This window comes from Paenibacillus sp. NPDC057886 (assembly GCF_042796655.1).
In the GTDB taxonomy this organism is placed as follows: Bacteria; Bacillota; Bacilli; order Paenibacillales; family Paenibacillaceae; genus Paenibacillus.
The window spans coordinates 105395-129074 of the sequence record NZ_JBHVMZ010000001.1; the positions used below are offsets into that span (position 1 = coordinate 105395).

Genomic DNA, 23680 nt, shown 5'->3' on the forward strand with positions numbered 1-23680 from the left:
TAATGCTAAAATAGGTATAGCTTATTTAACCGCGTAGAGTGAGCTGAAATTTGAGTTATTACCCACCCGGTAAACGTCACGGAGGATACGAAAATGAACAACTCGGAATGGGCAGAGTCCTATTTTCCAATATATACAGCAGACAGCATTCAATCATTATATAGCACGTCAACGATGCCGATACATACAATCTATGAGAACCTAACCGTTCTGTTGGCCGTTTCAAGTGGTAAGGGCTCACTTCATCTCAACGATTACATATACGAACTCACCGATGGTATGGTAATCCTTATTCCGGCGAAGAGTGATGTTGTTATACAGGGGAATCTGATGCATCCACTTCATATATACACTCTCTCCATCAGCACACAAGAACAGAAGCGATCACTGCCATTGGAAGCCATGGGACGGTCCAGTGTGCTTGCAGCAGGAACCCTTATTGAGTTCTATGAACCAACGATTGCAGCACAGCTTGAGGAGCTGTATATGTATCGTTTACCTGGCAATGAAGTCAGGCATATGCGTAACCAGATTCTGTTTCATCAAGTTCTGATGAGTCTGTTGCAGCGAATGGAAGCAAGATATATTGCGAGTGAGCAGCCGTCCATGGAACGCAGCATCACATTTATGGAGAACCATTTTAGTGAGAAAATAACAACTGAAGGACTCTCCGAAATTGCGGGGGTCAGTCGCTCTCACTACTCCACTCTTTTTAAGCAGCTTACTGGATTCGCACCGAATGAGTATCTTTCACGCTTGCGTGTTCACCGGGCCAAAGAGTTATTAATTAGCGGGTCCGCTTCACTTCGTGAGATTGCGCTGAAGGTTGGATACAAAGATGAATTCTATCTTAGCCGCCGCTTCAAGCAGCAGACAGGAGAGAGTCCTTCAGGTTACACGCGCCGCAGGCCTTTTCAACAAGTGGCTGTGTGGTGTGCTCCTTATGCGAGCCATCTGATGTTACTTGGATTGGAGCCAGCAGTCGTTATCTCGGAAAGCAGCGAATATGTAAGCACAGAGGGAGTGAGCCCACCCCAAACGATACGTTTTATCCATTCCGACAGTTCACCTGAACAAATAAAATCCGCATTACTGGATGCCAATATTGAGCTCATCATTGCAGCAAATCAGCATCTACACATGAACGGATTAAGCTCCGAACGTCTGCGATCTATCGCCCCTATTGTCGAAATTGCGTGGATGGAGCTTGGGTGGAAAGAACATCTGCGGTTCATCGCACAGGCGATTCAAAGGGTGGAGCAGGCAGAACAATGGCTGGCAGACTTTGAAAAGGAAGAACAGCAGGCACGGGAAGCCATTCAAACGAGCCAGATTGTGAATGAGACGCTGACCATTCTCGTTATAAAACCGGATACCTTACGAATATATGGAATCAGAAATGTCGGTTATGTGATGTATCAATCGCTCGGATTACGTCCTCCGGCCAAGATTGCCCAGGAAATACAGAGGTTTGGCGATCAATTTCACTCGGTATCTATCCAACTGTCGGAACTTCAGGATTACGAGGGCACTCGTATGCTCGTCATTGTTTTTCCAGATGGAAAAGGGTCAAAGGCTCATTCAGAAGGTATATTTAACTCGGAATACTGGAAAGGGCTCGAGGCAGTGAAGCAAAATCGGATCTATCATCTGGAGCAGGAAGAGTGGATACCCTACAATCCGGTTTCCATTCGTTTGCAGCTCCGACGGGCTGTATCCTTATGGGCTGGCATTCAATAATCCAAACGTTTTCTCAAACAAAAAGGCATGGTTAGGTTCATCCTGCATGCCTATAATTAGCTATTGTAATGAGAATGATTTTCATATTCAAAGAAAAAGGGGAGAGAGTCATCTAATGAGAAAGCTTTTGGTTCCATTTATATTAGTTCTGGTCTTATTGCTTAGCGCTTGTGGAAGCAATTCAGCCAAAGATACAACGGAGAATGCAACTGCATCCAACGAATCCACTTCTTCGAACACGGATTCAGCAGGTTCTTCATCCGAGTCAGATTCGGGCACATTCACTTATCAATCGGAGACAGGACCTGTGGAAGTTCCTTCCCACCCGCAACGTGTGGTTGTGCTGACCCGGTTCCTGACAGGAAACGTGATGGCACTGGATGTGCCACTGGTTGGTGTGGATGAAATGTCCAAGGAGAACCCGAATTTCAAAGATAAACTGGCGAATACAGAGGCGGTTACCGACGAAAGTCTGGAGAAAATTATTGAATTGAACCCAGATCTGATTATCGGCCTGTCTGATATCAAGAACGTAGATAAACTGAAGCAAATTGCGCCAACAGTCACCTATACATATGGTAAGGTGGACTTCCTCAAGCAACAACTGGAGATCGGAAAGCTTGTGAACAAAGAAAAAGAAGCACAGGCTTGGGTTGACGATTTTGACGCTCGAAGCAAAAAAGTTGGGGAAGAGATCAAAGCCAAAATTGGCGCCAATGCGACTGTATCCGTTATTGAAACGTTCAATAAACAACTTTATGTGTATGGCGAGAAATTCGGACGTGGAACGGAAATACTGTATGATCAATTCGGTTTAGGCATGCCAGATAAAGTCAAGGAAGCTACCAAGAAAGACGGATTCTTTGCTGTATCCAACGAAGTACTGAAAGACTACATGGGAGACTATGTAATATTTAGTAAAAATGCCGACGAGGACAATTCGTTCCAAAATACCGAAACATACAAAAATATTGATGCGGTGAAAAATAATCGAGTATTTGAAACGGATGCCAAGGCATTCTACTTCAATGATCCGTTGAGCATGGAATACCAGCTGGAATTCTTTATCCAACATTTTCTTGGCAAGTAAACATTGAATGTGATGAAAAATAAACGACTTCCTTTTCGGTTTGTGACTAAGCTGCTGGGTAGTGTACTCGTACTTATCGTGTGTTTCATCATCGCCATGATGTTTGGCGCAGAAGAAACGACATTCCGCAATTTGTGGCTGACCCTGACCTCTGCGACCAAGAACGATAATATTCTTATTCTGCGAGAGATCAGACTTCCAAGGGAACTCGCTGCCATGCTGATCGGAGCGGCTCTCGCCGTCTCCGGAGGCATCATGCAGGGCATTACTCGCAATCCGCTGGCTGATCCTGGACTGTTAGGTCTGACTTCAGGTGCCAATATGGCGCTTGCACTGGCTTTTGTTTTTATGCCATCACTCGGATATTTCGGGATTATGGTTGCTTGTTTTGTTGGTGCTGCACTTGGAGCCACATTGGTTATTGTGCTTGGCTCGATGCGAAGGGGGAGCTTGTCTCCTATCCGGGTAGTGCTGGCCGGGGCAGCGGTATCCGCTTTTATGTATGCCATCTCGGATGGCATCAGTATCTATTTCAAAATTTCCAAGGATGTATCCATGTGGACTTCGGGAGGACTCATCGGAACGACATGGGGCCAGATTCAAGCCATTGCGCCTGTCATACTGGTTGGTCTAGTCATTGTTCCGTTCCTTTCCAATCAGATCAATATTCTTAGTCTGAGCGATGAGGTGGCGACTGGATTGGGGCAAAAGCTTGTACTCATCAAAACCGTTCTGTTCCTGCTCGTCATCGTGCTTACCGGAGCGTCGGTTGCATTGATCGGAAACATGGCCTTTGTCGGCTTAATGATCCCGCATATTGTCCGTAAATTGGTGGGCACGGACTATCGGTATATTATACCCGTATCCATTTTTGCCGGAGCATCATTTATGCTTCTTGCCGAAACATTGGGCCGAACGATAAATGCACCTTATGAAACACCTGTGGTCGCCATTGCTTCCATGCTTGGTTTACCTTTCTTCCTGTTCGTTGTGCGTAGAGGGGGCAAAGCGTTCTCATGACAATGTCTGCGCGAATTCGCAAGCAACGACTGATTCTGCTCGTGTGTTTGCTGCTGATCCTCATCACGGCTGTGGTAGGTATGAGCTGGGGTTATTCCTCGTTGTCTTTCAAAAGGGTAATTCCGGTGTTATTTGGTCAAGGTACATTTAAAGAAGACTTTGTTCTGTTTTCGGTCCGATTACCTCGAATTTTTATTACATTACTAGCTGGTATGGCGCTTGCGCTGTCAGGTTCCATTTTGCAGAGTATAACGCGTAATGACTTGGCCGATCCAGGCATCATCGGAATCAATTCCGGAGCAGGTGTTGCCGTTGCGATCTTCTTCCTGTATTTCCCGATTGAAGCGGGCACGTTCGTTTATATGTTGCCGTTAGCTGCTTTTATCGGTGCATTACTGACTGCGGCGCTCATCTATCTGTTCTCCTATAGCCGGACCAAGGGACTTGATCCCATAAAAATGGTGCTGGTCGGGGTTGGATTCTCGATGGCGCTGTCAGGCATCATGATTGTCATCATCTCTTCCGCGGAGCGTTCCAAGGTCGACTTTATTGCCAAATGGATATCCGGAAACATATGGGGGGCAGACTGGCCATTCATATGGGCTTTGCTGCCTTGGCTGATTGTATTAATCCCGCTTACATTGTTCAGAACCAGACGGCTTGATCTGATGGGGCTGAACGAAGAAACAGCAATCGGAGTGGGATTGAAGCTGGAGCGGGAACGCTTGGTACTCATGGTGATTGCCGTTGCAGCCGCCGCTTCTGCTGTATCGGTTACGGGAGGAATCGCATTTATCGGTTTGATGGCTCCACACATTGCCAAAGCGCTGGTCGGTCCACGTAACTCGTTATTTATTCCTGTTGCCGTTCTTCTTGGAGGTTGGCTTCTATTAATTGCCGATACCGTTGGGCGCAACCTGGTTGACCCTGATGGAATTGCGGCAGGAATTATGGTCTCCCTAATCGGTGTACCTTATTTTGTCTATTTATTATTGAAGAAATAATCTAAAAAGCTTTAGACTAATTAAACACTTAGCTAATCAGGCTATCTTTTGTCGTTAAGACAATGGATAGCCTTTGTTTGTACTTTTTACGGGTAGAAGGTGAAACTCAAGCTTCCCAGTATGACTTGATTTGTGTGATAAGATAAAATAAGGACATTTTAAACTGATGCTAAAAGATAGGTGGAATTACCATGTCAGATGTGGATCAATTAGCTTCAATATTTGCAGAAAATTCGTTTAAAATAGATGGAATTAATCGATTGGTTTTGCAACCCAAAAGTATATTGCGTGATTTCAGAACATTAAATCATGGATTTCTTTTTGTGGTACGGGGAGAAGCCAGCATGTCAGTGAATGAAACGATATACGAATTACAGCCCGGGCTTCACTGGAACTCGCCGTGGATGAGGTCATCATTAACTACGGCTATGAGCGGGACAAGGAATTACTGGTGAACAGTCATATTAAGATTGATATGAAGGATCATTGGATTGCAGGCACACCTGTCAGCGAGACCTCCGTATCGGGTATTTTCGCTGCGGGAGATATTTTGCATCATGAAGGAAAGCTTCATTTGATCGCAGGAGCGTTCCAGGACGCTGCCAATGCCGTAAACAAAGCCAAGCTGTACGTGGCACCCGGAGCCACTACACATGGGATGGTTTCCTCGCACAATGACTTGTTTACGCAGAAAAACCGTGAGCTGATGAAACATTTATACACCAAATAAAATACACAAACTCGAATGATTATCCTGAAGTTTTTCATGCAAGATCAAAAAAAACGCTCACCCGTCACCATGACGAGGAGCAGTTTCTTTTTCACAAGCCGACGATTTCGTCGGTCTGCTTAACTAATTAATGTGAGGCTCGTATTTTAGCGTTTAACCGCTTCTCCAGCGAATACTTCAACGTTCATTGGAGCGGCCATGAATGCAGCTGCTTGTTGAACGAAAGCCTGGAAATGGGCGCTTGCATTATGAGAAGCTGTAGCGGCTTCGTCCTTCCACAGCTCAATCATCGTGTAATGATGTTCGCGTTCAGTACTTTTGGCGAGATCATAGCTGATGTTGCCTTCTTCATTGCGTGTTGCAGAGATCAGTACTTTTGTTGCTTCCAAAAAAGCTTGTTCCTGATCTGGTTTAACTTGCAAGTGAGCGTGAATGATAATCATAATATTCAACCTCCATTAGTGTAGTTAGAATGTTGTTATTGTTTCTGAACATAAAGGTGCTGGAACATGTAAAACATTGCCTGATATTATGCCCAGGTCGTAATTTTCTCAACAGGCAGACGGTAGGAAGGATGACCTTCTTTGGCCGATTTACCGATCGAGATTAGCATGACTGGTTGGTAACGATCTTTATCCATGCCGAAAGTTTCAGCAATTTGATCTTTCTCATATCCACCGATCGGGTTAGTATCATAACCATGAGCACGTGCAGCGAGCATCAACTGCATGGAAGCCAAACCTGCGTCAATCAGATTGACATCCCGAAGAGCGGAAGCGGGCATGTTATCGTAGTATGGTTTAACAGCTTTCATTTGCATATCTTTGACTTCTTGTGGCATGTAACCATGCTCAACCGCTTTGCTGAAGATTTCGTCCATGTGTTCCGCATTGTTCATGTCAATAAACACACCAATAACAGCGGCGGAAGTCAGTACCTGATTTTGATTGAATTTCGCGAGAGGAGCAAGCTTTTCTTTGCCTTCAGCCGTATCTACGACCAGAAAACGCCATGGTTGCATATTAACCGAAGAAGGTGCGCGTGAAGCTTCAGCCAAAATCTCTGTCATTTCCTCACGGCTGATTTTGACTTCAGGATCATATAGTTTTACAGACCGGCGGCCGTAAGTAATTTCGTTAAAATCATTTGTCTTTTGAAAAGTGCTTTGGAATGTACTCATGTATGGTTCTCTCCTCTATATATGGGTTTAGAAATTGTTTTGCATACGTTCCAGGAAATCAGCAAGCAGATGAACTTCTTCTTCACTAAAATCCTGTAGAATCTGATTGATAAAATGGGTTTTCTCGATTTTGTAACCTTCGATTTGCTTCCGTCCTTCATCTGTAAGGCGAACAAAGGTAACGCGGTTGTCTTCCGGATTTTTACGTCTGGTGACCATCGAATCGGCTTCAAGCTGTTTCAGATGGCGAGTGATCGCCGCACTGTCGATATTAATGATTTTTTGCAACATGGACTGATTAATCTCGTCCACCTGATCCAGCTCATGCAAAATCTCAAAACGTGATGAGCTGATACCCGTACAGCGTTCGAACTTGGGGCTGATTTTGTTGCCCAGCCCGTTAAGCAGATTGATGATCTGCTCCTCTTTGGAAAAAACACGTGTCATGACTAGACCTCCCGGGTGAATCTCGACCATGAACAACGGCTTATGTGAACAAAATACATAAAGTTGCCATTATACAGTGCCATTGCTTAGTCAGTGAAATCTGCTAAGTTAATCTTTGACGTATCAATATTTGATGCATCAATCATTGATGGCTCAATTAATATATCATGGGTGTTTTGATTTTGCAACAGGGTAGTCATGAGAAGATAAATCCATCTATTCCAAAGCGATAGTCTCCTTAGTTCCGTAGGTGTAGGTTATCCATTCAAGTAACTTTATATCGATTTATATTGTGATTGAGAATAATTATCAACTATAATGAAAGGTAATGTACATATGGACGAAATTGTGGTCACAGAGATGTTTAAACAAAAGAGCTTTTAAACTGTGCTTAGATTGGAGGATGAATGCAAATATCATGAATTTGAATGATCACATCTTGTTATGGAATCATGTTTTTATCAAAATACTGGATGTTCGCAAAAACTCTTTAGCTCCTGGTGAAGGGATTAAGAACTATCAGCTTCCTGCTAGTGCCTATCTATATATGATTGATGGTTCTGCTGTAGTAAGTATGGATCAACAAAGGTATATCGTGGATGGGTTCCATATTGTTCATGGGGGAAAGTTGGCTAACTTGAACATCAAAACGGATTCGGGTCTGGTTTATTATATGATTCTGTACAAAGCCATTCTGGCGCTTCCCTGTCGAATGGAAATTCAGCATTTGATGGAAAATGAACGTCCGTTCCAAGATCAATATTCGCTTATTCCGACCAACCCATTGGTTATGTATCAATATATCAGGACACTGGAGGGAGAGTGGGAGAAGTCCTCGAAACTGGCCAAGTTACACGCAAAAACTTTATTCCATCAGTGGGTGTATGCTTTATTATCCGATCTGTACGGTCAATCCATTCAGCCATATAAGCCGGATGTGGTTACTAGGGCAATCGAGTATATGAGTAATCATTTGCATGAGCCCATTGCGCTAGACACTATGGCAAAGGAATTGGAATGTAGTGCAGGACATATATCCAGATTGTTCAAACAAAAGATGAACATCAGTCCCATTCAATATCTTGCACAGAGACGAGTCGAGAGAGCTGCACATCTCCTGATATACACGGGTGCTACGTTGCAACAAATTGCGGAACAGGTAGGCTATCCAGATGCGCATTCACTCAGTCGCAGCTTCAAAAAAATAAAGGGATGTTCACCTATTCGGTACAAAAAAAACCAAAACCGAGGCATGAAAGAACAAGAATATGTCTCCGGTGTAAACCCCAATCAAGATTTGCCCGGTTTCACGCACGAAAATGCCCTTCAACCTCTATATTCTCAACTATATAATGATATTGATTATCAATATCACAAGGTTGATGGAGGGGAATTATTTATGCAAGGAAAATTCAAAATGACAGCACTAACCATGATGCTGTGTCTATCACTATTGTTGGGGGCTTGTTCGAGTCCTTCACAACCCACAAGTGGTTCGCAGTCAGAGACGAAACCCGCGACATTGCAGACGAGTAACAATACAACCGAAGAAGGAAAATCCTCTGTACAGACAGAGACTCGTACGGTATCCACACTAAGAGGTGACGTTGTTATTCCAGCCAATCCGCAGCGGGTTGCATCAGATCAGTATATGGGCTATCTATTGAAGTTGGGGATTATCCCGGTTGGGGTGAGAACCTTCATGCTGAACGAGGCATGGATCGAGAAGTCAGGGATATCCGCTGATGTCATATCCGGGATCGAAGACCTGGGTGGAGAATTTCCGATGAATCTTGAGAAATTGGTCGCGCTTGAGCCGGATCTGATTATTGGTTCTATTGATAAAAATATCGAGGATTACGAGAAAATTGCGACAACGGTATTTTTACCGTATTGGGAAGGGGAATCTACCTCGGGGCCGTTGTCAAAGCTGCGTCGGATTAGTGAGGTTTTTGGAAAAGAGAAAGAAGCTGAGGAATGGATTGCCACCTATGAACAGAAAGTTGAAGAAGCCAAGAAACAGATTGCTGGTGTGGTAAAAGAAGGAGAGACCGTGTCTATTGTTCAAGTGGCAAACAAATCTCTGTATGTACTGGCTGCTGAAGGGGGGAACTATGGGAGTCCAACCATCTATGAGATGCTGAAGCTGCCTCCGACTGAGCAGGCGCTCAATATGGAAGAAGGATTTGTGAATATTTCGCTTGAAGTGTTGCCTGAGTACATGGGCGATCATATCTTCGTGTACGGTTCATGGGATGAGGGAGCCAATGAAGTGTTGAACAGTGAGGTATGGAAACTCCTGCCCGCAGTACAAAAAGGACAGGTCTACCCATACGGTTCCTTTGGAGACAAAGGGGATGAGTTCGTAATGGAAGACCCGTTCTCATTGGAATTGCAGTTGGACACGATTGTGAACATCATGATCGAAGCCAAGAAATAGGATGCAATGGACTATTTGCAATGTTCTAAAGCAGTGAACTGACGGTTTTGTACCTCATTGTGCGAATCTGCTTAAGTTAATTCATATTGTCATCGAATTGGATGCCGGAGGCCTGACTCAGACCGTGTTCAAAATCTCTCTTGTACAAGAATGGGGCTTCGGGATACAGGGCAATGAAGTGCAACTGATTCCACCCCGGATAATTCGGGTGGTGGACCCAGACCTCTTCGGTCTCCAGGGCATAAAAACTGTGGCACCATGTTCGTTCACTCAAAATGAGATTCATGGCCGGTCCATTTCGGTGCATCATGATATTACGGAACTCATCCAACTGACCCTCATGAACATCGATATGCTCAACAACCTGCAGCGGCTTGAACCACCGCTTGCGGGTTTGTTGTGACTGAGGGGGGAAGTTGCTGTTGGGTGTAAGGAGGATGTGCATGTCTACGTATTATCTACCGGAACAGGCTGGAACAGGCGTATATCAGACCATGCAGCTGGGATCGCAGGCGATGTGGTCATTCTGTGATTTAACCCCTTCCAGGGATACGGTTGTGGATGAGCGAAATGAGCATACGGGGTTGGTTCTCGCTTTTAACTTGTCCGGTCAACAGCAGTGGCGTAATCAGAATACGGGGAGGTTACATACGTTCAAGGAAAACCATTTTCAAATTTTGGACGGAGGTTCTTTTGCTGTATCGAATCTATACGAACAAGGACAGCAGGCTGTGGGAAATGATGGAATGCAACTACACGAATGAGATTCGTGCGTACTACCTGGAAGCGAAGCTAACGGAACTTATTGCCGTTCTTGCTGGTGAGTTGACCGATCGACCACAGCCTGGCACACATGAAGTGAGGTTTAGTGATTCAGATCGTGTGGGTCTGGAAGAGGTGAAACGAATCCTGGACTTCAGTTATGCAGACTCCCCTACGATTCCGGAACTAGTTCGTCCGGCTATGATGAATGAATATAAGCTGAAGCGAGCATTCAAACAGCTATACGGCCACTCGATCCATGCGTATGTCATCCACAAACGGATGGAAAAGGCACGCGAGTTACTGGAAAGTGGGCATGCGAGTGTAACGGAAGCTGCACATCAGGTGGGGTATGCCAATTGCAGTTATTTCATCAGCCGATTCAGGCAAACGTACGGGGATAATCCCAGCAAACTCAAGAAATAAGAGGTGTGAGGTCTCTTTGCAATGCATGAGACTTTCCTATATACTTCAAGCTATTGATCAATTAATTACTAATGAATGGAGGGTGATTATCATGGCTAAAGATGCAACGGTGTCGGTTAATCGACGTAGTGATATCATATCCGCAGCGATTGAGGTGTTTGCTGAAATCGGCTATTTCCGGGCGACCACAGCTCAGGTGGCAGAAAGGGCCAAAATTTCGCAACCGTATATCTTTCGTTTTTTTAAAACCAAAGAAGCTTTGCTGTTAACAGCACTGGAGGTATCCTGGACACGAGTGATTGATTCATTCCGAGCGGTGGTGGAGACAGCTACTCCAGATCAGTTGGAGAACGAGTTGACTGAAGCTTATGAAGAGATTCTTAAATCTCACAAGAACGAAATTTTGCTGCAAATGCAAGCGCAGACGATTCAGGAAGAAGTCATCCGTCAAGCAATGCAAAAAGGATTTACTGAGGTGCGAGACATGGTATTGGAAGCTTTTACAGCGGCAGGCATTGCCAATCCCAAGCAAAGAACGTTAATATTTCTGGCAATCGGCATGTTATGTAATGTATCGACCGCACTGGATATGCCAGAGCTTAAGGATAGATAGAAAGGGAAGTGTCCCTTTTTGTATTTTAATTATTGATCAATCACTAAATATGCGTTTTATTGTGCTTAAGTAAGTAATTGATCAATAACTAATGGAGAGAAAGAGGTTGAGATGAAATGAAAAGAGCAATCGTGGTTGGGGCAACAGGTGGAACGGGTGCAGCGATTACAGAGGAATTGATTAAACGTGGCATTTCTACAATCATTTTTGGCCGCTCACGTCAAAAACTGGAGCAACTTGCGGTAAAACTGGGATCTCCTGATTACCTACAGATCGCTGTCGGAGATGCGTTCCGACCCGATGATATTGCAGCTGCTTCACTAGATGCCGATGTAATGTTTCACTGTGCGAATGTACCTTATAACGAAATGGAGAGCAGGCTGATCCCTCTGGGTGAATCCGTTATGGAGGCGGCAGAACAATTGGGCCTGAAGGTGGTCGTCATAGACGGGATTTATCCGTATGGCAGAAGACAAATGAAAGAAGTGACTGAAGAACATCCAAAGCAGCCGCATACTCGAAAAGGAAAGACTCGGCTTGCATTTGAGCAGATGTTATTTAGCAGTAAATGGCGCAAAGCGCAAGTGATGATTGTTCGCTTGCCTGATTATTATGGCCCTACTGCCAATCAGGCTTCATACCTGGGGTCCACGCTTGAATCAATAGCGGAAGGGAAAATGGCTTTTTTTATCGGAACTATGAAAATGCCACGAGAATATATCTATTTGCCAGATGCAGCGGTCATGGTTGTGGAGTTGGCGCTCAGAGATGATGCCTATCGGCAAAACTGGAATATTCCTGGTGCTGGCATAATATCGGGGAAAGAAATCGTACATATTGCACAACAGGCGGCAGGTACAGCGAAACCGGTGATAGCACTTGGCAAAACAGGACTTTCGCTGCTTGGGTTAGCCGTACCGGTAATGAAAGAAGTTGTTGAAATGTTATATTTGACAGAAGAACCGCTGGTGTTGAGTAAAAAGAAATACGAGGCTAGCATTGGGCCGGTGAAGATGACTTCTTTTGAAGAAGGGATTGCACGGACGATAGGTGAGCTGCAAAAGAAATAAATGTGTTATGTAGATTTGTAAATTTGTAATTGATCAATCAATAATTGAAGTTCGTTAGGACTCCTTGAGATGCTTACGGCCTATACCAAAATGCTGAATGCTGATATGACTTTATTAATGGGCGGTGCACAAAACCTTTCCTAGACATAGAGTGTAGTACTGTAAAAGCGGAGAATAGATACGGTGTACAAGGAGGGGGGGATTTTCTTGTGAGCTATATATTCAAAAAGGAGCGCAAAATTTCCTCAATAAGTACAGCCAGACGCAAATTAAAAAAAGCAGATAACTACCGGAGTAACTGGATCCACGGGAGCCACAGGTGCTACAGGTGCATCAGGGCCCAATCTAGCTGCACAAGGGTTTTCTGCATTTTTGCCTAACCTATCAACAGCAACCAGCACTTAGTTAATCAACTGGAGCACAGCAAGCCCTTACTATGGAAATGCAAATTTTAATGCAACTACAGGCAATTACACGGTGCCCAATACTGGGACCTACTCGATTTTGGCAACAATCAATTTTTCTACAACTGCCGCGATCACCATCTCATTGGGTGCTGGGGTCAATCCAGCGTTTCTGGTGCAAAGAACATCCCCCACTACGACCATTACTCTGAACCTGGGAATTGGAACAACGAACGGTATTGTATGGTCAGTACACGAATTGACATGAGGTATTAATTCTTCATAAAGACAACACGAAAACAGATCCGGGTTGGATCGACTGTTACTATTCAACCTGATCTGTCTTTTTTACATAAAGGACAAAGTCGTTATAAATTGGTTTCGTTATGGTTAACAAGCATGTTAGATATTTTTAGGTTTGGTGACAAGAAAGCTGCCGTAATCTTCAAAAAAATGATCCTAACTCATATAATAACGCTAATCCTAATGAAAATGATGTAAGGGATTGAGACGAAGTTGTCGTCCTTATCCATATGGTAAAGGAATTAGGCTGCTTTGAACTTGCAGAATATCCATTAACAAAACAAATTATCACACCAACATAACATTAAACGAGCGGTTCGTAGAAGTATACGAGTGGACGTTGAAAGGGTTGAGGAATGATGAGCCTTGAAACATTAAACCAACGAGTACAAGATGATCTGGCTTATCTCGCATATGGAGGTGCGGATTGGATTCGCCCGCGAGAACATGACGAAGGCCATATCTATGATGTCGTTATTGTAGGTGGTGGGCAGAGCGGCTTGGGTGCTGCTTTTGGATTCCTGCGTGAGCGGATATCTAACATTCTGGTCATTGACGATAATGCCGCAGGGTTGGAGGGACCTTGGGAGACTTACGCGCGTATGGTCACGTTGCGTACACCGAAACATCTGACCTCCATTGATCTCGGTATCCCTTCGCTGACGTTTCGGGCATGGTGGGAGGCGCAAGCAGGTCCTTCCGGATGGGATGAGGTTGATAAAATTCCGCGCACCGAATGGATGAACTATCTGCGCTGGTACAGACAAGTGCTTAGTCTGCCGGTCATAAATGAAGTGAAACTGAGACTGATTGAACCTGCAGATGGAGGCATACACCGATTGCACATCACAGGTGCAGGGGCTCCAGGTAATATATTGCTGGCACGAAAGGTTGTCTTGGCTACGGGCATCCAGGGTGGCGGGGAGTGGCATGTACCGCCCCTGATCGCTGAGAAAGTACCTAGACATCTGTTCGCTCATACGTCGGAGATGATTAATTTTGAACGGTTACAAGGGAAAAGGATTGCCATACTTGGCGGCGGGGCTTCTGCCTTTGATAATGCGAACTTTGCACTAGCCACAGGCGTGGCTGAGGCTCACGTATTTGTGCGGCGGGAACAATTGCCGAGCGTTAACCCGATTCGTCAGATGGAACAATCCGGTATGATCGAAAGGTTTCATGTTTTGTCAGACGAGGATAAGTATGCGACCATTGCCCATTTTTTCAAATACAATCAGCCACCGACGAACGATACCTTCAACCGGGCCGCTGCATGGCCAGGCTTCCAATTACATCTTCATGCGCCTTGGCTGGATATACAGATGAAGGATGGAAAGGCGGTGGTAACTACGCCACAGGGCCTGCACTCCTTTGATTTTCTAGTCATAAGTACGGGTATGGTGAGTGATCCGTCACTGCGTCCCGAGCTCAGAATGGTGGAGGCACACATTGCACGCTGGGCAGACCGCTTTCAAGCCCCGACGGAACAAAGGAATGCACTGCTTGACGCACATCCCTACCTTAGTCCGGGGTTTGCAATGACCAGTAGAGATGAGGAGGGGCAGGATAAGCTGCATGGGTTGTTTGTCTTTAACTACTCTGCACTAGCAAGTTGCGGCCTCTCCGCCTCGGCAATATCGGGAACAAGGAATGCTGTGCCGAAGTTGGTTTCGGCTGTAGCCGACCAGCTTTTCCTGGATGACCGGGAACAGATCTTGGAACAATTTTTTAAGTATAACGAACAGGAATTTACCGCGAGTTGGGTGAAAAGTGAAGTTGGAATCTGAGTATTCAAAATGACCGTACAGCAGGATAAGATGCTGTACGGTTTTGCTTTTCCTAAAGTTACATTTACGGGTGCTTATATAATGCTGTAAAATATCGAATTATACAGCGTTAAGGCAGGCGATAGATTATTGTGAAAATCATGGATTATGAGGGGTTCAGAACCCATTTGAAGAAAGCGTCACGCAAACGAAACGAACCCTTGATCAAAATTGTGGCTTTTCAGGAAAAGTATATGAAGATTGATGAGATCCAATATTATGATGTAGAGCAGAACTATATGAGTGTTCAGGCGTGTAATACGCTGTGGATGAACTTGAAAGATAAATCTTTCCGCAATCTGGTGTCCCATGATCTGAAGTTTTTCCAAACCATGGACAACCTTGGACGTCATTCATTGGAGAATCTAATTAAAGAACTGTACGACATGGCTGTTCCGATCCTGCTGGATTACGATCCAAGTGATTATTATAGTTTGCAGCAGTTGTCCGAAATTCTGGTATTGGATGAGATGAAGCTAATAGAGAAATTGGAGATGGGGCGTTTCAAAGGTGCATTTATTAATGAAGAAGGAAATTGGGTAAAACCCAAACCAGACAGGGCTGAGCCATTCCTATAAATGAAAAAAAAGAAACTCGTGTCAATCTTATAATGACCGAATATCCATTCTGCAATGGTACGCCGAATACGGCACATTGCAGTTTTTTTCATTATCGAATCTGTCAAAGAAGAAGTTTCAGCCGTTTCGTTTCACGACGAAAGAGTCTCCTCGTGGTCCCGATGCTCCTGGAATGGAAACAACCTGTTTTTGCTGAATCATGATGCCTTTCTCTTTGACGACGAAGCCGGGGGAGCAACCGTTCAGACGACAACACTTGAAGGTGACAGGCGTGATTTTTGCCATCCGGGAGATGGAGTTTCCTACGGATGGAGCTTCTACAATCCACTCCGCGGATGATTGATGACCTGTATATTGCTGAACGGTGCGGAAAGTCCAACTTTGGGTCAGATTATGAAGCGTGATACACCAGCGGGTACGATTGATTCTGTAAATGGCAGCTCTGATCTGATCTCCTGGAGACACAGGAAAAGGGATGACCGTTTCAACGTCCGGCAGAATTTCCCACCAGGCATAATAACTAGCTTGGCCGTTAACCCAATCATGGCCTGTTCCAGTCTGAATGAGATTGGAGTTTTCGTATCCATCAATCCCGATCCAGGCTGAGGAGTATGAGGACTTTGACGAAGGTAAAACAAAGGGCACGTTCCATTCAGCCGAGATACGTCTGAATTCAGCTTTGTCACCCGCTCTTGCATAACCGCTCCAATTGGAGGAAATCCACCCGAAGCGTAGTGAAGAATTCGTTTTGCCTGTATGAGGAATACAGGGCTTTCGGCGTTTGTTTCGATTATTCGCCATAAGGCCACCACCCATGTGGAAATAGAAACGAAATCATTCGTTCGATATTATCAAATGCATGGAAGACGAAAGAGGATATGGACAATCTGAAAAAGAAATAAGTGATGAACGATTTTGAACGATATTCAGGGTTGAATGCGAGGTTTGATGTTCAGAAAATGTCGAATATTGATGGTTTTTGAATGTTTTTAAATTAATTTGAATGAAAGTGATTGTTTTTTGCGGGTTTTATGTTACTATAAAAGCAGTTGGAGGAATGAAAATGCTAACTGAAGAACGATATGCTGCAATTATAGAGCGCTTACACGAAAGAGGCATTGTGAAACTGCAAGAGCTCGTCGATGTGCTGGGTGCTTCTGAATCAACGATACGGCGCGATTTGATTGATCTGGAGAGCCGTCAGATGCTGAAACGGATACATGGTGGTGCTGCTCTTGTGAATGAAAAGACGCCGGAACCTGGTATGGAAGAGAAAACGTTCAAAAACATTCAACAGAAAACGGCAATTGCTCGTTTAGCTGCGCAGGAGATCAACAATGGTGAATGTATCTATCTGGATGCGGGGACGACGACATTAGCCATGATTCCCTATATTGAAGCCAAGGACGTTACGGTAGTGACGAACGGACTTTCTCATGTAGAAGCGCTGGTAAGTAAACGAATACGCAGCTATCTGCTAGGCGGAATGATGAAAATTCACACCAAAGCCGTGATTGGCAGTATCGCATTACAGAATATGGACAACTTCCGTTTTGATAAATGTTTTATCGGAACCAACGGGGTGGACGCCGAAATGGGGTATACAACTCCTGATCCGGAGGAAGCCTTGATAAAAAGGCGTGCACATCAATTGTCCGGAAAATCTTACGTGCTGGCTGATTCCAGCAAAATTGGGGAAATTACTTTTGCCAAACTGTTTGACCTTGAGGAGGCAGACTTGATCACAGAACATATGCCGGAACACTGGCGTTCTGTAATCGCCCAGAAAACTAAAATAATTGAGGGATAGCCATGATATATACCGTAACACTTAATCCTTCCATTGATTACATCGTGGAAGTGGATGATCTGAAGCTTGGTGATTTGAATCGCATGAATCGGGATTTGAAACTTCCGGGAGGAAAAGGCATTAACGTATCGCGAGTGCTTAATCAATTGGGAGCCGAAAACACCGCACTTGGATTTCTGGGAGGGTTCACGGGCCGTTTCATTAATGACAAATTGCAGGAAGATGAGATCCTGACGGACTTCGTTACCATCGCAGATGATACCCGGATTAACATCAAGCTGAAGCATGGAGAAGAGACAGAGATTAACGGACTGGGACCAGCCATTCGACCAGAGGAAGCAGCGGGGTTGCTTAACAAGTTATCCGCATTGCAAAAAGGAGATATCGTTATTCTTTCGGGAAGTGTACCACCTTCGCTGGGAGCTGATTTCTACGATCGTCTGATCAACGTGTGCAAACAAACGAGTGCTGAATTTGTAATCGATACGACAGGACCTGCTTTAATGGATGCTTTGGTGCATGAACCGCTGTTGGTGAAGCCGAACCATCACGAGCTGGCTGAACTTTTCGGAGTAACCATTGACACTCAAGAAGAACTGGTGACATATGGTCGCAAGCTTTTGGAAGCAGGGGCCAAACATGTGTTAATCTCCATGGCAGGAGAAGGTGCACTGTTAATTACCAAAACAGATGTCTACCACGCGAGCGTGCCAAAAGGTGTTGTGAAGAACTCGGTTGGTGCTGGAGACTCCATGATCGGTGGATTCGTAGGGACATTTGGATTAAACGAAGACCTGCTTGAAGCATTCCGAACAGGTGTAGCTTCAGGTAGTGCAACGGCCTTCTCGGATGACCTGGCTACTCGGAAACTCATCGAAGAGCTGCGTACTCAAGTCACCATAACCAAAATATAGTCCGTACAAAATGAATGGCATGCAAGCCCCTTTTTAGAAGAAGGGATTCAGTAAATCGCGGATAACAGCGTAAGAAGTATAATTATGGTTCGGTCTGCATCACGCAGGCCGACTGAATTTAAGGGAGTGTATCAAAATGAGAATAACAGACCTGATGATCCAGGAAACGATGATCATGGACCTGCAAGCCACAACGAAAGAAGAGGCTATTGATGAACTCATTGCAAGTGTAAACCGGAGTGGACGTATTAATGACCCGGTTCTGTTTAAGGAAATGATTTATAAACGCGAAGCTGAATCCAGCACGGGAATCGGTGGCGGTATTGCCATGCCTCATGCCAAGACAACAGCTGTGAATGAACCTACAGTTGTATTTGCCAAGAGTCGAAAAGGACTTGATTTTGAAGCGCTTGATGATGAACCGGCTCATATATTCTTCATGATTGCAGCTCCAGAAGGGGCGGCCAATACACATCTTCGTACGCTTGCGGCTCTTTCCAGGCTGTTGATTGATAGCGATTTCATCTCGCAGTTGATGAGCACCGACACTCCTGAAGAAGTAACCGCATTATTCAATGCCAAACAGGCGGAGGAAGCGGAGAAAAAAGCTGCCAAAGAAAAAGTCGAAGCGGAGAAAGCAGCAAATGCTGCAAATGGAACAAACGCTGTATCTGGCTCGGAAAGTGCGAATGGACAGAAGCAGAATACATCAGGCCTTATTGTTGGCGATGCGGCATCTGAAGATTTTGTCGTTGCAGTAACCGCTTGCCCAACAGGTATTGCTCACACGTTCATGGCTGAAGACGCTCTCAAAAAGAAAGCACAGGAAATGGGCGTTAATATCCGAGTGGAGACCAATGGTTCCGAAGGAGCACAGAACGTACTGACAACTGATGAAATCGCTCGTGCCAAAGGGGTTATCATAGCAGCGGATAAAAATGTGGAAATGGCCCGCTTTGATGGCAAACCGGTATTGCAAAGACCAGTGAGCGATGGCATTCGCAAATCCGAAGAACTGATTCGTAAGGCAGTTAACGGGGACGCTCCGATCTACCGAAGCCAAGGCGGCAACGGTGGCAAGGGTGAAGGAGAGAGCCAAGGAAAAGTGAGCGTGGGCAGCAAGATTTATAAAGATTTGATGAACGGGATCTCGCATATGCTTCCATTTGTCGTGGGTGGCGGGATTTTGCTCGCCATATCCTTCTTGTTTGAACAAATTGCGAGTCCGGAAAATCCTATTGTGCAACTGCTGCAAACCATTGGTGGCGGGACCGGTGCGTTCCACTTCCTGATTCCTGTCCTAGCCGGATTTATTGCAATGAGTATTGGTGATCGTCCAGCCCTGATGCCCGGTATGGTCGGTGGATTGATGGCCGTGAATTCAAACGCCGGTTTCCTTGGTGGTCTGGCTGCCGGTTTCCTGGCAGGTTATGTCGTAATCGGTTTGCGCAAACTGTTTAAAGGATTGCCTAAAGCAATTGACGGATTGAAACCGATCCTGCTGTATCCTGTATTCGGATTGCTTATCGTTGGTGCAATAAGTTTCTATGTCTTCGATCCAATCTTTGGTTCCCTTAACACATGGCTTGTAGATGCACTCGGCAATCTGGGTACCGGTAATGCTGTATTGCTGGGCTTGCTGCTTGGTGGCATGATGTCCATTGATATGGGTGGACCGTTTAACAAAGCAGCCTATACATTTGCTATCGGTGTATTTACATCCAGCGGCAATACGGATGGTGCCTGGATGGCAGCTGTTATGGCAGGCGGTATGGTACCGCCGCTGGCGATCGCACTGGCTACAACGTTCTTCAAATCCAAATTTACGGAGCAAGAACGCAAATCGGGTTTGACGAATTACGTGCTTGGATTTTCCTTCATTACAGAAGGTGCTATTCCATTTGCTGCGGCTGACCCGCTGCGTGTCCTGACGTCCTGTATTCTCGGTTCTGCTGTTGCAGGTGGACTAACTCAACTATGGAGTATTAACGTACCTGCTCCGCATGGCGGAATCTTCGTTGCTGCACTGGCGAATCACGCATTACTCTTCCTGCTTGCTGTAGCAATCGGTGCAGTAATCTCCGGTCTGATCCTCGGACTGTGGAAGAAATCGCCGACTGTTGTTAAATAAGTCCAAAAAGATATAAACAAGCTCTATTTCATAGCGTTGTAAAAAGGCATCTTCTGAGTGAAATTCACTGAGGAGATGCCTTTTTATTTCGCTGCAGGTTATTCTGTGATAAAATAAACAATATCATTTAAATGAAACCTAGTTTCAACTGATGAAACAAAAAGGAGGAAACAGCATGTCTAATGATCAGATTAAAGGACAGGTACGCAAACAATTTGCTAAAAATGCGGAGAAATATGTGACTAGTGCCGGTCATGCCAAAGGGGATGATCTGGCATTGCTTATGGCTTCATCTCAAGCGAGCCTCGATATGAAGGTGCTGGATATTGCCACTGGAGGAGGACATGTTGCCAATGCATTAGCTCCGCTTGTGGAGCAGGTTATTGCACTGGATTTAACGGATGAGATGTTACAAGTGGCTGAGCGCTTTATCCGGGGGAATGGGCACCAGAACGTGGATTTTGTAGCAGGTGATGCTGAACACATCCCTTTCCCGAATGATTTCTTTGACCTTGTGACCTGTCGGATTGCTGCACACCATTTTCCAAACGTATCTTTCTTTATATCAGAGGCGCTTCGAGTAATGAAACCTGGTGGCAGACTGTTATTAATTGATAATGTGGCACCTGAACGTGATGAGAACGACCAATTTTACAATGAAATTGAGAAGTGGCGTGATGCAAGTCATGTTCGGGCCTGGCGTAAGACGGAATGGATTCGGATGTTGGAGCTTGCTGGATTTCGAATGGAAACGATGGTTTCCTTTGAGAAACACTTTAAATTTGAAGACTGGTGCAACAGGGCTGGACTCCCGGAGCCGGAGAGCAGAGAGCTTGAAGCAAGTATGCTGATTGCGCCATCTGTGATTAAAAAGTATTTCAATTTTGAAGTGACGCAACCTGGCAGACTTGTAAGCTTCAAAGGAGAAAGTGTATATATTCAGGCGGTAAAAGCGAAATAAGGATTATTCGCGCTATCAGATTGATCCCTTGAAGGAGCAATAGTTAAAGTGAGCAAAATCAAAATCAAAAAAGGCAGAGGACCCGTGGAAGGGACATCTGCTTTTTTGATTGTCACACATATTCAAGGTTTTAGTATAACTTTGGTGCATTCGTCTTCGTGTTCGTAGAAAATCCGGTAAGCTTCCTTCGCATTCTCGAGCGCAATGCGGTGGGAGATGATCTCGGTAGGGTCGAATTCGCCAGCCTTGATTTTGCGGAAAAGTTCCGGCATATAGTGAATGACAGGGGCTTGTCCCATTCTCAGGTTAATGTTTCGTTCGAACAGATTGCCCAGGGGGAACATGTTGATTTCAATCGCACTCAATGTACCGCCATGAATTTTCAGCTTCTGTCCGATTTCCTCCAAAGTGGATTTTTTGCCATCCATGCCTACGTAGTCGATAACAACATCCGCTCCGCCTCGGGTTATTTCGCGGATATGTTCACCCATATCATCGTATTTTTCGAAATTAAATACTTCGGAATTATTCATTCGTTTGGCTTTGTCCACTCGATATGGGAGGCGATCTACAGCAATGACCCACTTGGCACCTTTCATCCAGGCAAATTTTTGTGCCTGGATAATTACCGTACCGTTCCGTGAAGCCCAATAACCACCGGTATCAATCTCCGGGTTGCGGTTTGAGTTGTCGCACTGGCTTTCCATGTCGTGATCGCAATAAAAGCATTCGCCGCAGGAGATGTTAAAAGGCAACACCACATGATCCCCTTTTTTTACTCGCGTCACTTCAGGTCCCACTTCCTCAACAATGCCCATGGGCTCATGGCCGATGACATAATCCTTCTGGGCTGGCAGTGCTCCCTGATATATATGAAGATCTGATCCACGTATGGCTGTAGAAGTAATACGCACGATGATGTCATCCTTTGCTGGAATCTCGGATCTTCGACCTCTTTTACTTGAATATCCTTGGTTCCTTGAAAAGTAACGGCTTTCATCTTTATATTCCTCCCAGGTATATTTCTTCTATTCCAATTAAACAACAGGCCACTTTTCTTTACGAAGTGCATCAAGCAGTTCAGGGGAAGCGTTCAGGTTGTCACGTACAAGCTCTTCCGGGGTTAATGCCATCCATTGATTTAGGGAAATATCCTCAAAGCGATCACTTCTAAACATCTCCAAAAACCACAACGTGTCGGTGCCCGTATTCTGAATATAATGCCCCATGGCAACAGGCACGTATCCAACATCTCCAGCCCGATAGTCGAATGTGCGTGCAATGCCATTCCCTCCAAAAACCGTCATTCTTCCTTGCCCAGTCAAATAGTATTGCCATTCATCCGCATTGGGATGCCAGTGAAGCTCGCGCATGCCTCCAGGTTTAATTTCCACGAGTGCTGCGGCTACTGTTGTGGAGATTGGAAAGTTGGTGGAGTCCACAATGCGCACACTTCCTCCTGGTGTAATGATCGGTTTCTGGGCTAACAGCCGATGCTTGAAGGAGAGAGGCACCGTACCATAGGGGGACTGCACTTCCTGACTTTCGAGGGAACCAGGGACCTGATCCTGAAAAATATAAACTTGTTCCGTTGGCATGGATTGGAATGCGGATTCGGGTACACCAAAATTGACGGATAACACTTCTGGTGGCGTATGCGCGAACCAATCAGAGATAGATAATGTATTCAGATCGGAGAAGGACCCGTCATCAAATACAAGCAAAAACTCACACCCATCAGCCAGGCCCTGAATGGAATGGGGCAGACCTTTTGGGAAAAACCACAGATCTCCGGGTCCTACATCTGCAATAAAATTACGACCTTGCTGATCCACGGATGTAATTCGTGCTGTGCCCCAGATCATATACGCCCATTCCGATTGCTGATGCCAGTGCAACTCCCTTATGCCTCCAGGGGTAAGACTCATATTGACACCAGCCAGTGTCGTGGCGATGGGCAGATCCCGTACCGTAATTTCGCGGGACCAACCGCCATGGTTCAACTGCATATGTGTATCGGAAAAAGACATTCTCAGGTTGGGTAATAAACCGTTGTCGGTTACCGGAGGCACCAGCATATCCGGATTTTGTAGATCTCTCATCACATCCCGAGGTCCCAGATCGGGTCCTCCGGCACCGTCTTTTCGTATCGGCTGAGGTATAATTAACGGCTTGCCATTGTTGTTTTCATTTTTCATATGCAGATTCCTCCAGTTCATCACTTCATCCCA

General features: G+C 45.2%; 21 protein-coding genes and 2 pseudogenes. 16 read left to right on the forward strand and 7 right to left on the reverse strand.

The features are described from left to right. Positions 1–93 precede the first annotated feature (93 nt). The 5 genes and pseudogenes from ACFVQB_RS00495 to ACFVQB_RS00515 all read left to right on the forward strand — a co-directional run. The gene (locus ACFVQB_RS00495; RefSeq protein ID WP_379434403.1) at positions 94–1740 is read left to right on the forward strand and encodes a helix-turn-helix domain-containing protein; all 1647 of its coding nucleotides are present in this window, start codon (positions 94–96) and stop codon (positions 1738–1740) included. A gap of 115 nt (positions 1741–1855) precedes the next feature. After that, a complete protein-coding gene (locus ACFVQB_RS00500) occupies positions 1856–2830 on the forward strand; it encodes an ABC transporter substrate-binding protein (RefSeq protein WP_379434405.1) in 975 nt (324 codons plus the stop codon). A gap of 12 nt (positions 2831–2842) precedes the next feature. Further along, positions 2843–3850 carry a FecCD family ABC transporter permease gene (locus tag ACFVQB_RS00505; RefSeq protein WP_379436205.1) on the forward strand — a complete coding sequence of 336 codons (1008 nt, stop codon included), beginning with the start codon at positions 2843–2845 and terminating at the stop codon, positions 3848–3850. Continuing rightward, positions 3847–4854: a FecCD family ABC transporter permease gene (locus ACFVQB_RS00510; RefSeq protein ID WP_099853624.1), complete on the forward strand. Its 1008-nt coding sequence runs from the start codon at positions 3847–3849 to the stop codon at positions 4852–4854. Before ACFVQB_RS00505 ends, ACFVQB_RS00510 begins: the two co-directional genes overlap by 4 nt. A 385-nt stretch (positions 4855–5239) precedes the next feature. Further along, positions 5240–5584, forward strand: a pseudogene (locus ACFVQB_RS00515) (thioredoxin reductase); the annotation flags it as partial. A 146-nt stretch (positions 5585–5730) separates the two neighbouring features. Here ACFVQB_RS00515 and ACFVQB_RS00520 read toward each other — a convergent pair. The 3 genes from ACFVQB_RS00520 to ACFVQB_RS00530 form a co-directional block, all read right to left on the reverse strand. Then, a complete protein-coding gene (locus tag ACFVQB_RS00520) occupies positions 5731–6027 on the reverse strand; it encodes a putative quinol monooxygenase (protein WP_379434407.1) in 297 nt (98 codons plus the stop codon). 86 nt (positions 6028–6113) lie between these two features. Further along, positions 6114–6764 carry a nitroreductase family protein gene (locus tag ACFVQB_RS00525; RefSeq protein WP_379434408.1) on the reverse strand — a complete coding sequence of 217 codons (651 nt, stop codon included), beginning with the start codon at positions 6762–6764 and terminating at the stop codon, positions 6114–6116. A gap of 27 nt (positions 6765–6791) precedes the next feature. After that, a complete protein-coding gene (locus ACFVQB_RS00530) occupies positions 6792–7211 on the reverse strand; it encodes a MarR family winged helix-turn-helix transcriptional regulator (protein ID WP_379434409.1) in 420 nt (139 codons plus the stop codon). Positions 7212–7629: 418 nt separating this feature from the next. On the opposite strand from ACFVQB_RS00530, the gene ACFVQB_RS00535 reads away from it, so the two are divergent. Next, complete coding sequence (locus tag ACFVQB_RS00535) at positions 7630–9651, forward strand: helix-turn-helix domain-containing protein (RefSeq protein WP_379434410.1); 2022 nt, start codon at positions 7630–7632, stop codon at positions 9649–9651. Positions 9652–9727: 76 nt separating this feature from the next. On the opposite strand, the gene ACFVQB_RS00540 is transcribed toward ACFVQB_RS00535, so the two are convergent. Further along, the gene (locus ACFVQB_RS00540; RefSeq protein ID WP_379434411.1) at positions 9728–10096 is read right to left on the reverse strand and encodes a hypothetical protein; all 369 of its coding nucleotides are present in this window, start codon (positions 10094–10096) and stop codon (positions 9728–9730) included. On the opposite strand from ACFVQB_RS00540, the gene ACFVQB_RS00545 reads away from it, so the two are divergent. The 6 genes from ACFVQB_RS00545 (at position 10095) to ACFVQB_RS00570 (ending at position 15633) form a co-directional block, all read left to right on the forward strand. Continuing rightward, a complete protein-coding gene (locus ACFVQB_RS00545; protein WP_379434412.1) occupies positions 10095–10415 on the forward strand; it encodes a hypothetical protein in 321 nt (106 codons plus the stop codon). The genes ACFVQB_RS00540 and ACFVQB_RS00545 overlap by 2 nt on opposite strands. Then, positions 10390–10839, forward strand: coding sequence for a helix-turn-helix transcriptional regulator (locus ACFVQB_RS00550; RefSeq protein WP_379434413.1), 450 nt, complete (start codon positions 10390–10392; stop codon positions 10837–10839). Before ACFVQB_RS00545 ends, ACFVQB_RS00550 begins: the two co-directional genes overlap by 26 nt. 91 nt (positions 10840–10930) lie before the next feature. Further along, entirely contained in the window at positions 10931–11452 is a 522-nt protein-coding gene (locus ACFVQB_RS00555; RefSeq protein WP_379434414.1) for a TetR/AcrR family transcriptional regulator, read from the forward strand. 116 nt (positions 11453–11568) lie between these two features. Next, a complete protein-coding gene (locus tag ACFVQB_RS00560; protein WP_379434416.1) occupies positions 11569–12522 on the forward strand; it encodes an NAD-dependent epimerase/dehydratase family protein in 954 nt (317 codons plus the stop codon). 1066 nt (positions 12523–13588) lie between these two features. Further along, positions 13589–15016 carry an FAD/NAD(P)-binding protein gene (locus tag ACFVQB_RS00565; protein WP_379436208.1) on the forward strand — a complete coding sequence of 476 codons (1428 nt, stop codon included), beginning with the start codon at positions 13589–13591 and terminating at the stop codon, positions 15014–15016. Positions 15017–15183: 167 nt separating this feature from the next. Further along, positions 15184–15633 carry a hypothetical protein gene (locus ACFVQB_RS00570; protein ID WP_379434417.1) on the forward strand — a complete coding sequence of 150 codons (450 nt, stop codon included), beginning with the start codon at positions 15184–15186 and terminating at the stop codon, positions 15631–15633. 117 nt (positions 15634–15750) lie between these two features. On the opposite strand, the gene ACFVQB_RS00575 is transcribed toward ACFVQB_RS00570, so the two are convergent. Continuing rightward, positions 15751–16434, reverse strand: a complete 684-nt coding sequence (locus ACFVQB_RS00575) for a G1 family glutamic endopeptidase (protein WP_379434419.1) — start codon at positions 16432–16434, stop codon at positions 15751–15753. Between the two features lie 262 nt (positions 16435–16696). Here ACFVQB_RS00575 and ACFVQB_RS00580 point away from each other — a divergent pair, with 262 nt between their 5' ends. From ACFVQB_RS00580 to ACFVQB_RS00595, 4 genes are all read left to right on the forward strand, one after another. After that, positions 16697–17443 carry a DeoR/GlpR family DNA-binding transcription regulator gene (locus ACFVQB_RS00580; protein ID WP_379434420.1) on the forward strand — a complete coding sequence of 249 codons (747 nt, stop codon included), beginning with the start codon at positions 16697–16699 and terminating at the stop codon, positions 17441–17443. Positions 17444–17445: 2 nt separating this feature from the next. Beyond that, entirely contained in the window at positions 17446–18357 is a 912-nt protein-coding gene (pfkB, locus tag ACFVQB_RS00585) for a 1-phosphofructokinase (protein ID WP_379434421.1), read from the forward strand. Between the two features lie 136 nt (positions 18358–18493). Further along, on the forward strand, positions 18494–20488 hold the full coding sequence (locus ACFVQB_RS00590) for a PTS fructose transporter subunit IIABC (RefSeq protein WP_379434423.1): 1995 nt from the start codon (positions 18494–18496) through the stop codon (positions 20486–20488). 175 nt (positions 20489–20663) lie between these two features. Then, positions 20664–21449 carry a class I SAM-dependent methyltransferase gene (locus ACFVQB_RS00595; protein WP_379434425.1) on the forward strand — a complete coding sequence of 262 codons (786 nt, stop codon included), beginning with the start codon at positions 20664–20666 and terminating at the stop codon, positions 21447–21449. A gap of 122 nt (positions 21450–21571) precedes the next feature. Here ACFVQB_RS00595 and ACFVQB_RS00600 read toward each other — a convergent pair. Together ACFVQB_RS00600 and ACFVQB_RS00605 are read right to left on the reverse strand one after the other, a co-directional pair. Next, positions 21572–22449 (reverse strand): annotated as a pseudogene (locus tag ACFVQB_RS00600) (alcohol dehydrogenase catalytic domain-containing protein). A gap of 37 nt (positions 22450–22486) precedes the next feature. Then, a complete protein-coding gene (locus ACFVQB_RS00605; protein WP_379434427.1) occupies positions 22487–23647 on the reverse strand; it encodes an oxalate decarboxylase family bicupin in 1161 nt (386 codons plus the stop codon). Positions 23648–23680 lie beyond the last annotated feature (33 nt).